At 65.2% G+C, this 10414-nt stretch carries 8 protein-coding genes; 3 read left to right on the top strand and 5 right to left on the bottom strand.

The features are described from left to right. Nucleotides 1-29 precede the first annotated feature (29 nt). The 3 genes from U4Y88_RS24505 to U4Y88_RS24495 all read left to right on the top strand — a co-directional run bounded on the left by U4Y88_RS24505 (nt 30) and on the right by U4Y88_RS24495 (nt 4039). On the top strand, nt 30-1253 hold the full coding sequence (locus U4Y88_RS24505; protein WP_310633527.1) for a porin: 1224 nt from the start codon (nt 30-32) through the stop codon (nt 1251-1253). A gap of 161 nt (nt 1254-1414) precedes the next feature. Then, the gene (locus U4Y88_RS24500; RefSeq protein WP_321787036.1) at nt 1415-3199 is read left to right on the top strand and encodes an FAD-binding protein; all 1785 of its coding nucleotides are present in this window, start codon (nt 1415-1417) and stop codon (nt 3197-3199) included. An 18-nt stretch (nt 3200-3217) separates the two neighbouring features. Continuing rightward, entirely contained in the window at nt 3218-4039 is an 822-nt protein-coding gene (locus U4Y88_RS24495) for an aldo/keto reductase (RefSeq protein ID WP_321787034.1), read from the top strand. A gap of 1025 nt (nt 4040-5064) precedes the next feature. Here U4Y88_RS24495 and hydA read toward each other — a convergent pair. From hydA to U4Y88_RS24470, 5 genes are read right to left on the bottom strand one after another with little or no spacing between them, the layout of a single operon-like run. Then, nucleotides 5065-6489 carry a dihydropyrimidinase gene (gene hydA / locus U4Y88_RS24490; protein ID WP_321787032.1) on the bottom strand — a complete coding sequence of 475 codons (1425 nt, stop codon included), beginning with the start codon at nt 6487-6489 and terminating at the stop codon, nt 5065-5067. Beyond that, entirely contained in the window at nt 6486-7469 is a 984-nt protein-coding gene (locus U4Y88_RS24485) for a dihydrodipicolinate synthase family protein (protein ID WP_321787029.1), read from the bottom strand. Before U4Y88_RS24485 ends, hydA begins: the two co-directional genes overlap by 4 nt. After that, nucleotides 7466-8674: an FAD-binding oxidoreductase gene (locus tag U4Y88_RS24480; RefSeq protein WP_321787026.1), complete on the bottom strand. Its 1209-nt coding sequence runs from the start codon at nt 8672-8674 to the stop codon at nt 7466-7468. Before U4Y88_RS24480 ends, U4Y88_RS24485 begins: the two co-directional genes overlap by 4 nt. After that, complete coding sequence (locus U4Y88_RS24475; RefSeq protein ID WP_321787024.1) at nt 8671-10095, bottom strand: NAD(P)/FAD-dependent oxidoreductase; 1425 nt, start codon at nt 10093-10095, stop codon at nt 8671-8673. The genes U4Y88_RS24480 and U4Y88_RS24475 overlap by 4 nt, the downstream gene beginning before the upstream one ends. Then, nucleotides 10088-10402: a (2Fe-2S)-binding protein gene (locus U4Y88_RS24470; protein WP_224011177.1), complete on the bottom strand. Its 315-nt coding sequence runs from the start codon at nt 10400-10402 to the stop codon at nt 10088-10090. The genes U4Y88_RS24475 and U4Y88_RS24470 overlap by 8 nt, the downstream gene beginning before the upstream one ends. Nucleotides 10403-10414: the final 12 nt, after the last annotated feature.

Raw genomic sequence — 10414 nt, 5'->3', positions numbered from 1 at the left:
CGATCATTACAACAAGCAGGAGACAATCGATGAATCGCAGCACCGGACTCAGAACCGTTGCGGCAGGTGCAGCCGCGCTTGCCTTTTTCCCCTCGTTCGCCTTCGCGCAGTCGAGCGTGACGCTCTACGGCGTGGTCGACACCGGCATCGGCTGGAGCAATAACCAGAGTACGCTCGGCTCGACCACCGGCGGCCATTCCGCGGTGAAGATGATCAACGGCGTGTGGGCGGGCAGCCGCTTCGGCATCAAGGGATCGGAAGACCTCGGTGGCGGCACCAAGGCGCTGTTCGTGCTCGAATCGGGCATCAACACGGCGACCGGCGCCCAGCAGTACACCAACGCGATGTTCGGACGGCAGTCGTGGTTCGGCCTTGCCAATGCCTCCTTCGGCACGCTCTCACTCGGACGGCAGTACGCGTCCTACTACCAGCTGCTTTCGCCGTTCAGCCCGACCAATGCCGTTACCGGATTCTATGGCGCGCATCCTGGCGACATCGACGGTCTGGACACCATCTATCGCGCCAACAACAGCATCCAGTACCTGTCACCGAAGTTTTACGGCTTCAGCTTCGGTGCGTCGTACGCACCTGGCGGCGTGCCGGGCAGTCTCAACGCGGGATCGACGTGGTCTGTGGCGCTGCAGTATCTCAACGGCCCATTCGGTGTGGGTGCTGGCTTCTCGCGCATCAACAATTCCACGCCTGGAGGCGGTGCGTTCGGCTCGGAATCCACCACGTCGAACAACGGCGCGCAGATCGGTGTCTCCGCGCTCACCAACGGCTACCAGACCGCTCAGGCGCAGCAGCGCTTCGCCGTCGGTGCGAGCTACCGCTTCAACGACGCGTTCGACATGGCGGCGACGTATTCGAATGTGCAGTACATCCCCGGCACGGGGTCGAAGTTCACCGACACCGCGATCTTCAACACGGGAGGCGTGACGCTGCACTGGAAACCGGGCGTCGCCTGGGACCTGGGCGCGGGCTACAGCTATACGCGCGCCACCAAAGCTAACGGCATCGCGAGTTCCGCGCAATATCAACAGTTCAATCTCTCCCAATACTATGCATTGTCAGTGCGCACCGGCTTTTACATGCTCGAGGCGTATCAGCATGCCAACGGATCGACGCTTGGGACGGCGGGCCGCGGCCAGATTATCGACGCGACTGCCACGCTCGGCGACGGCTTCAATTCGACACCCTCCTCCACGCGCAATCAGGTGGCGGTGGGCGTGGGCATCGTGCACCGGTTTTAACCGGGTGGCATGAGGCCTCGCTATCGCGGGGTCATCTTCTACTTGTTGAATACTATTCCACTTTTAAATTAAGTGGAATATGATTCCACAATCATCGAAGACATTGTTCGCCGCTTCCGCTAGCCATCCGGCGCGGCGAACAGCACAAAGGAGACGAGCACATGGACGCGGCCGGACAACAGACAAGGCATGATGACTGGGACGAGCAGGTCGATCTGCTGATATTCGGCGCAGGGGCGGCGGGTATGACCACCGCGCTGGTCGCGGACCATGAAAAGCTGAAGGTGCTGCTCTGCGAAAAGACCGCGATGGTGGGCGGCATCACGTCGACCTCAGGCGGGACCACCTGGGTGCCCGGAACGGCGCTGAGCGCGCAGGCGGGCGTGCCCGATAGCGTCGACGATGCGCGGCGCTTTCTGGCGTCGGTGGTCGGCGCACGCGGTGGCGATGCCGAGCGCGAAGCGTTCCTGCAGAGCGGCCCGCAGGCGATCGACGAACTGGCGCGCATCAGCGACGTGCAGTTCATCGCAGCGGCCGCGCATCCCGACTATGTGAGCGGCCCCGGTGCGGCATTCGGCGGTCGTGCGCTGGTGCCCGCGCCGTTCGACGCGCGCGTGCTCGGCCGCGCCTTCGCGCGCGTGCGGCCGCCGCGCAAGGAATTCATGGGGCTCGGCGGCATGATGGTCGCGCGAAACGACCTGACCGCCCTGCTCGCACCGTTCGCGTCGCTGGCGAACTTCAAACGCACGATGGCGGTCGTGGGCCGCTATGCGCTCGACCGTGTGCGTTATCCGCGTGGCACACAACTCGTCATGGGCAATGCACTCGCCGCGCGGCTCTATTACAGCCTGTGCAAGCGCGGCATCGAAGTCTGCTTCGACACGCCGCTGGTCGAACTCGTGCGCGAAAACGGCCGGGTGACGGGCGCCATCGTCTCGACGCCCGACGGAGGCCGCAGACGCATCGGCGCGCGGCGCGGCGTCGTGCTCGCGACAGGCGGCATCACGCGCCATCCGACACTGCGCAAGCAGTTCTTTCCCGCCGCAGCGCGAGGCCTCTCGCTTGCGCCGCTCACTCATACGGGCGATGGGGTAGATCGCGCCCAGCACATCGGCGCACGCGTCGAGGACGGCGGCGACAGCCCCGGCCTCTGGATGCCCTGCTCGATCCAGCGCGCGCGCAACGGCAACCCCGACGGCGACAGCGTATGGCCGCACATCATCCTCGACCGTGCGAAACCCGGACTCATTGCGGTCAACGGACATGGTAAGCGCTTCGTCAACGAATCGGACTCCTATCATGACTTCGTGATGGGCATGCTGCGAGACGCTCAGAAAAATGGCGCCGCGAGCGCGCGTGCGCATCTGATCGTGGACGCCGCCTTCATCGATGAATATGGCCTTGGCCTGCTGATGCCGGGACGCAGCGCGGGTCGCATCGCCGCCTTCGAGCGCTCCGGCTATCTGGTGAAGGGCAACACGATTGCCGAGCTGGCCGCGAAACTCGACGTGGATGCAGCAGGCCTCGAACGCACCGTCGACGCTTACAACCGCGACGCCGCCACCGGCCAGGACCTGACGTTCGGACGCGGCACGAGTCCGATGAACCGCTTCAACGGCGACGCGCGTCAACAGCCCAATCCCTGTATCCGGCCGATCGGCCCCGGACCGTATTACGCCGTGACCGTCCAGCCCGCTGACCTTGCGTGCAGCGCGGGCCTGAGCGGCAACGCCAATGGCGAAGTGCTCGACGAAGCGGGCCAGGTGATCGCAGGCCTCTTTGCCTGCGGCAACGACCTCGCGTCGATCTTCCGGGGCACCTATCCGGGCCCCGGCACGACACTCGGGCCGGCCATTGTTTTCGGCTGGCGCATTGCGAAATACGTTGCACGCGGCGCTGCGACGAACACGGCGCCGGACACGCACGCGCTCAAGGCGTGCGCCTGAAACGGAGAGCGACAAGTCATGAAAAGAATCGTCAATCGTCATCAACTCGACATGCCGAAACTCGGCCTCGGCACGTGGCCCATGGTCGGCGAAGAATGCACGCGAGCGGTCGCGCAGGCGCTCGAACTGGGCTACCGCCATATCGATACGGCGGCCGCCTACAACAACGAAGACGCCGTTGGACAGGCCCTCGCTCAATCGTCCGTGCCGCGCGAGCATGTTCACGTGACCAGCAAGGTCTGGTGGGACCGGCTGAGTCCCGCCGATATGCGCGCGTCGTTCGACAACACGTTGCGCGCGTTACGTTCCGATTACGTCGACCTGTTCTTGATCCACTGGCCCACACAGGATTGGGATCTCGCACGCACCATCGACACGCTGGTGTCATTCAAGGAGGAAGGACGCGCGCGGGCGATCGGAGTCGCGAATTTCCCGCTTGCGCTCCTGCGTGAAGTCGTCGAAGACATGAAGGCGCCGCTGGCTGCCATGCAGGTCGAGTACCACGTCGCGCTCGGCCAGGTGAAACTGCTCGACTTCGCGCGCCGGCACGATATGGCGCTCATCGCCTATAGTCCGCTTGCACGCAACAGCGTCGCGCAGATACCGGAGATCCAGCGCATTGCCGCAAAGCACGACGTGCCGCCTACGCAGATCGCACTGAAGTGGCTGCTGGATCAGCAGGACGTGGCAGCGGTACCGAAGGCAGGCGGGCGGGCAAACCAGTTGTCCAATCTGCAATCGCTCAATCTGCAGCTTGACGACGAGGATCGCGAAACGATTGCTGCATTGCCCAAAGATCAGCGGCTTGTCAGCCCTCCTTTTGCGCCGCAGTGGGATTGACAGTCACCATGCCTAAGGTGACCATAGAGTGGTGACAGGTGTTACCAAGAGCCTGGAGGGTTGGGCGGCACGATTGGATATCTAAACACTCGATCAAGCTTGAATCAATTGCCGGCGGCTGGAGGCTGCAAGCGGCCGACGCTGCCTCAGAACGCGAGACCACTCTGATTTCGGGCGCCGCCTCACCCTTCTCAAATTGCAGTGGGACCAATACAGAGCGCTCACACCTTCGTCCAGGAAGGGACGTTCGGCGCAACCACTCGAATCGTCGACAATGCGAGATGTAGAGTTGCCCAGAAGGCCAACACGTAAGGAGACCATTCGTGCGACAGGAGAGTGACGTTCCCTTGGATGAACGCGTGCTAGCGGTTGAAGGTCGAGCGTCACCGGATGTCCTGTTTCATGTCCAGGAAGCACTGCCAATGGAACGGCCAGCACACTGCGAAGTGCTGTTCATTTCGTTTGCCTACGCCGATATTCCTTTAGGCCGGACGTTCTCCATCGCCTTTCCAACCTGCGCCCCGAAGTCGGAGACAAGGACACGCTGCGTCATCAGAGCAGTGACGCAGCAATATGCCAAACCGTTTGGCGAGGTCCCACACGGCTGGAAAACGATCTGCCTCGTGGAGTTTCCAGAGGGTATTCCACGCGTCATAGCATCCTTGCCGGAGGTGAACGGGTGGTACGAAAATCGACAGAGCGTGAGCCTTTGCGATGAAGACACGTGGCGGCTGATAGTGGACTGAACGGCCGCTTTGACGCAGCTTGAGAGCAAATCACTCCACATTAAAAAAATGCGAATTTTAGTTCCGCGCGCCAGATTCACGCAAAGCACGCAGAAACAGCCGCATAGCTCAGTCATTTCTAGTCACGCGACCGTGATTTCGTGCCCGTTATCGCCCTGAACGCGGCATGTCGCAATACGCTGCGCTGACACCACGCCCAATCCGTCAACCTGAACGACGAAAGCAAACCCACACGCGCTTCCTCTCGTCGCAATCAGCGCAATTCAGATAACCGCGCGCCTACCAATGCGCTCCCAACTCCCCGCGCGCGACAAACTGGCCTTGACCGCTCGGACCGACCCACTCGCCTTCTTCGATCAGGCATTCACCGCGCAGCAGCACCGTCTTGACCTGCCCCGTCACGTTGCGCCCTTCGAATAGCGTGAAATCGCACGCGCTATGCTGCGTTTGCGCGCTGATCGTCTGCGCGGCGTCCGGGTCGAACAGCACGATGTCGGCATCGCTGCCCACCGCAATCGTCCCCTTTCGCGGAAACAGGCCGAACAGTTTCGCTGGCGCGGTCGACGTCAATTCCACGAAGCGGTTCAGCGAGATGCGCCCGGTGCCCACGCCGCCGTCGTAGACCACGGTCATGCGCGTCTCCACGCCCGGCACGCCATTGGGAATGCGAGAGAAATCGTTCTCGCCGAGCGGCTTCTGATTGACGCGCCCCAGGTGCCCTTCCTTCAAACAGTACGGGCAATGATCGGTCGAGATCAGTTGCAGGTCATCGGTCTTGAGCGCGGTCCACAGCGCGTTCTGCGATTCCTTCGAACGCAGCGGCGGGCTCATCACGTAGCGCGCGACATCGAAGCTGTCGTCGGCATAGGCGGAATCGTCGAAGAACAGATAGTGCGGGCAGGTTTCTGCGAACACGGGAATGCCCAGATCGCGCGCCTCGATCACATGCTTGAGCGCTTCCCTCGCCGACAGGTGGACGAAATACACCGGCGCTTCCGCGAGTTCCGCGAGTTTGATGCCGCGATGCGTGGCCTCGCCTTCCATCAGCGCGGGCCGCGTGAGCGCGTGATAACGCGGCGACGTGTGGCCTTGCTCAAGCGCCTCGCGAATCAGCAGGTCGATGACCGTGCCGTTTTCCGCGTGCAGCGCGATCATGCCGCCGTGCTGACCGACCATGCGCATCGCGCGAAAGATCGCGGCGTCGTCGGACATGACGGTGCCCGGATACGCCATGAACATCTTGAAGCTCGACACGCCTTCGTGACGGATCGCGTAACGCATGTCGCCGAGCACCGATTCGTCGACCTGCGTCACAATCACATGAAAACTGTAGTCGATATGCGAGACCGATGCGGCCTTGGCCTGCGCGCGCGCGATCGCGTCGAGCGGACTCGTGCCCGTTTCCTGCAACGCAAAGTCGATGATGGTCGTCGTGCCGCCAAACGCCGCCGAGCGCGTGCCCGTGTCGAACGTATCGCAGGTCACCGAGGGGCCGAAGGTGTTTTCCATGTGCGTGTGCGCATCCACGCCGCCGGGCAGCACGAGCCGCCCCGTCGCGTCGATCACGCGCGTGTCCGGTCCGGCTTCGAGCTGCACGCCGATGCACACGATGCGTTCGCCTTCGATCAGGATATCGGCATGGTAGTCGTCGACAGCGGTGACGATGCGGCCGCCGCGTATGAGGGTTCGCTTCGCTTGGGTCATGAATGGCTCCGGTGAGGAACGGCGGAATCGGCTGAATCGATTGAATCGGCGGCCAGCGCGTGCGCGAGCGCGGCTTCGAGGTTGCGGATCTCCTGCGCGTCGAGCGGCGCGACGGGCGGCCGCATCGCCGCGCCCGGCAGGTGGCCGAGCAGATGCAGACAAGCCTTCAGGCGCGCGTTCGCGAGAAAGCCCGGCGCGGTGCCGTAGATCACTTTCGCGAGCGGATACACGCGCTCGTGCAGCTTGCGTGCGGTCACGAGATCGTTGCCCTGCATCGCGCGATAGAGTTCGACGATCAGTTCCGGCACCACCGCCGCGAGACTCACGAGCGAGCCCTCGGTGCCGACGGCGAAGCACGTCATCAAATGCTCGTCGCCCGAAGCCATCACCGCGACGTGCGGCGCGAGCGCCTGCACGAGCCGGCGATTCGCCTCATAACGCGCGGTCTCCCAACTGCCCTCCTTGATCGCGACGACGTTTGGCAGCGCGACCAGCGCCGCCAGCATCTCCGGCGTGTACGCCATCGCGCCCGTGCCCACGCCCGCCTGATAGAGCATCAGCGGCAACTGGGCGTTCGCGTTCGTGATGCGATGGTGCGTGACGACCGTCGCGAGGTCGGTGGACAGCGTCCACGAATACGGCGGAAACAGCAGCAGCGCGTCGGCGCCTGCCGCTTTCGCATCGTCGGCATGCGCTTGTGCCTGATAGCTGTCCTCGGAATTGATACCGGCGACGATGATCGACTGCGCGCCGCACATCTCGCGTGCGATCTCCACTACGCGCCGCTTTTCCTCGCGCGAAAGCGCGAAGTTTTCACCGGCATGACCATTAATCAGGAGTCCGACTATTCCATCGACGGACGCAACCTGCGCGAGATGGCGGCGCAGCGCATCTTCGTCGAGGTGCCGACCGTCGGCGTCGAGCGGGCACAACGTGGCGGCGTAGACGCCATGAAAAGGAAATTCGCGAGCGGGAATCATGGCATCGGTTCTCGGTGAACGCTGGAATGAGTGGAGATGGCGGCGGCCGGGACAACGAGCCGCGCGGGATCGAAAAGCGGCAAATCGGGCTCGCTGCCAAGCATCGCCTGCGCGAGCAGCTTCCCCATGAACGGACCGCTCGTGTAGCCGGAATGCACGCAGCCGATCACCCAGGCGGCGTCGTGGCCCGGAATCGGCCCGAGCATTGGCATGGCGTCCGCGGTTTCCGATTCGAGGCCGAGCCAGATGCGCGCGACGCGCGCGGCGGCGAGTGCGGGGATCACGTGCTGCGCGAGACGGAGATTGCCTTGCAGGTTTTGCGGAATGGTTTCGACGGGGCCGTTCACGCGGTCGCCCACGCCTTGCCAGCCGCCGCCGATCAGCACCGTGCCGTTGTCGAACTGCTTCATCGATAGCAAGCCATTGGCGATGCTCAACACGGTGCGCATCACGCGCGGCAGGCGTTCGGTGACGATCAACTGGTTGACGAGCGTTTTCACCGGCACGCGCACGTCGAGCATCGCGAGCATCGGTTCGAGCCACACGCCGCCCGCCAGTACGAGGCGCGCGCCGTCGAGACGCAGCGCAGTGCCGTCGCGTCGCTCGGCGTGCACGCGATATGCGCCGCGCTCGCGCTCGATACGGCTGACCGCCGCGTATTCGACGATCTCGACGTTCGCCGCCCGCAACGCAGCGCGATAGGCGCGGCCGGTCAGATACGCGCTCGCGAAGCCGTCCATCTCGCAGTGCGCCGCTTCGAGCATCTGCGGATTGAGACCCGGCTCGACGGCGAGCGCGGCGGCGGGATCGAGCAAGCCGATCTGCGCGCCGTATTCGCGCCGCGCGGCGGCCCGCGCGCGCAACAACTCCTGCTCGGCAGGCGTGAAAGCCAGCGAGAGACCGGGCGCCGCCGTCGCCGCCACGCCCGCGCCGAGCCAGCTTTCGGCGTTCATCCACATGTGCCACGCGTGCATGGCGTACGGCACGAGCGCGGCGCGCGTCATATGCAGTGTGAGCGTGCCAGCGTTCACGCCGGACGCGGCGCGGCACAGCGCATCGCGCTCGACGAGCGCCACACGCATACCGCCGCGCGCGAGAAACAATGCGGTCGTGCAGCCCATCACGCCGCCGCCGACCACGACGGCGTCGAAGTCGCGACCGCCCTGCGCGGCGCTCGCCGCGATCGATTTCATTGCGGTATTCACAGCGGCGCCGCCTTCGGGATGGGAATGTCGTCGTAGGTATAAGTGCCCGTGAGCGCTGCGACCGAAACCGGCCGCAGCGGCGTGCGCGCCGAAAATGCGCCCACGCCTTCGCGCGTTTTGCCGGGCGCGCAATGCGTCAGCAACTCGGCAGCGACGTCGCCGCAACTTCGGCCCTGACACGGCCCCATGCCGCAGCGCGTCCACGCCTTGAGTTGATTGACGTCCTGCGCGCCAGCCTCGCAGGCGGCTTCGATTTCCGCTCGCGTGACGTCCTCGCATCGGCATACCGTCGTGTCCGCGCCGATGCCTTGCACGTGTCCCTCGCGCAGCGCCATCAAGCCCGCCATCGCTCGGCCAAAACGCGCGTCGCGTTCGTGCGTTGCGCGCGCCGAGGCAATTGCCGAATCGGAGACGATGGACGGATTCGCGCCGAGGTCGCGCGCGCACGCGAGTCCAGCCAGCGTGCCGTGTGCGGCGGCCGCCGCCGCGCCCGCGATGCCCGCGCCGTCGCCGCAAACGTAGAGACGTTCGCGCGAGCTGCGGCCATCGCGGTCGATATCGGCGATCCATCCGCCCGCCGCGCGCTCGTATCGATGGCGCGCGCGCAGAAGCCGCGTGATCTCCGTCGACGGCACGAGGCCGTGCCCCACGGCGACGCAGTCCACGTCCACCGTGCGCCGCGCACCGGCGACCGCACGCCCGCTCGCATCGCAAGGCGCGAGCGTCGCGCGCAGGCGCTCGCCCACGGGTTCGACGCGCTCAAGCGTGTGACGCGCGTAACGCGGCGTGCCCGCGCGGCGAATCGCGCGCCACCACGCAAAGCCCTGCGCCAGCAAGTCGGGACGCGTCACGAGCGCGGGCAGCGTGCGCAGCCAGTCCGCACTGCTGGCGAGATCGGCAATAGCCACGACTTCGCCGCCGCCCGCGATCGTCTTGCCCGCGACCGCCGCGAGCAACGGACCGCAGCCCGCCACCAGCGTCGTGCGTCCGGGCAGCACGCCCTGCGCCTTCAAGAGAATGGTCGCCGCCGCCAGGCCGATGACGCCCGGCGTGGTCCAGCCTTCGAACGGCACGACGCGCTCGGTCGTGCCCGTCGCCACGATCAACGCCCGCGCGGTGCAATGCAACGGGCCATCCGGCCCGACGGCGTCGACGCGATAGTCGCCCGTCACGGCCCAGACCGAGTGGGCCGAGAAGACCCGCACGGGGCTCGCGGCCAACGCGTGGCGCAACGCGTCGCCGGCTTGCCGGTCGGCCTCGCCGTGCGCCGGGATGCCCGCATGCGGCGCGCGATACACCTGGCCGCCCGCCTGCGCGTTTTCATCGAACAAGGCGACCGTGAGGCCGCTTGACGAAGCGGCCAGCGCCGCCTGCACGCCGGCCGGACCGGCGCCGATCACGATCAGGTCGAACTCATTCATGGCGCGCCGAGCCTTCGTCCAGATCCACGGTCTCCACGCGCATCTGCGCGCGCACGGGCGTCTGACATGCCAGCGCGCGCCGGCCGTCCACCATCACGAGACATTCCTGACACGAACCCATCAGACAAAACATGCCGCGCGCGCCATGCGAGCGCGGACTCGTGCGCAGGCACCGGATACCCAGAGCGAACAGCGCCGCCGCGACGCTCTCGCCGTCGCGCGCGGACACGGGCCGGCCGTCGTAAATCAGCTCGACGCACGGCGCTTCGCGCAGACCGTGTACATGCATCCCATCGTCCGAAGCCATCTTTTTACACCT

This window comes from Paraburkholderia sp. J94, from assembly GCF_905220285.1.
In the GTDB taxonomy this organism is placed as follows: domain Bacteria; phylum Pseudomonadota; class Gammaproteobacteria; order Burkholderiales; family Burkholderiaceae; genus Paraburkholderia; species Paraburkholderia tropica_A.
Note: the sequence above shows the minus strand (reverse complement) of the source record. Positions and strands in the feature narration are given on the sequence as shown.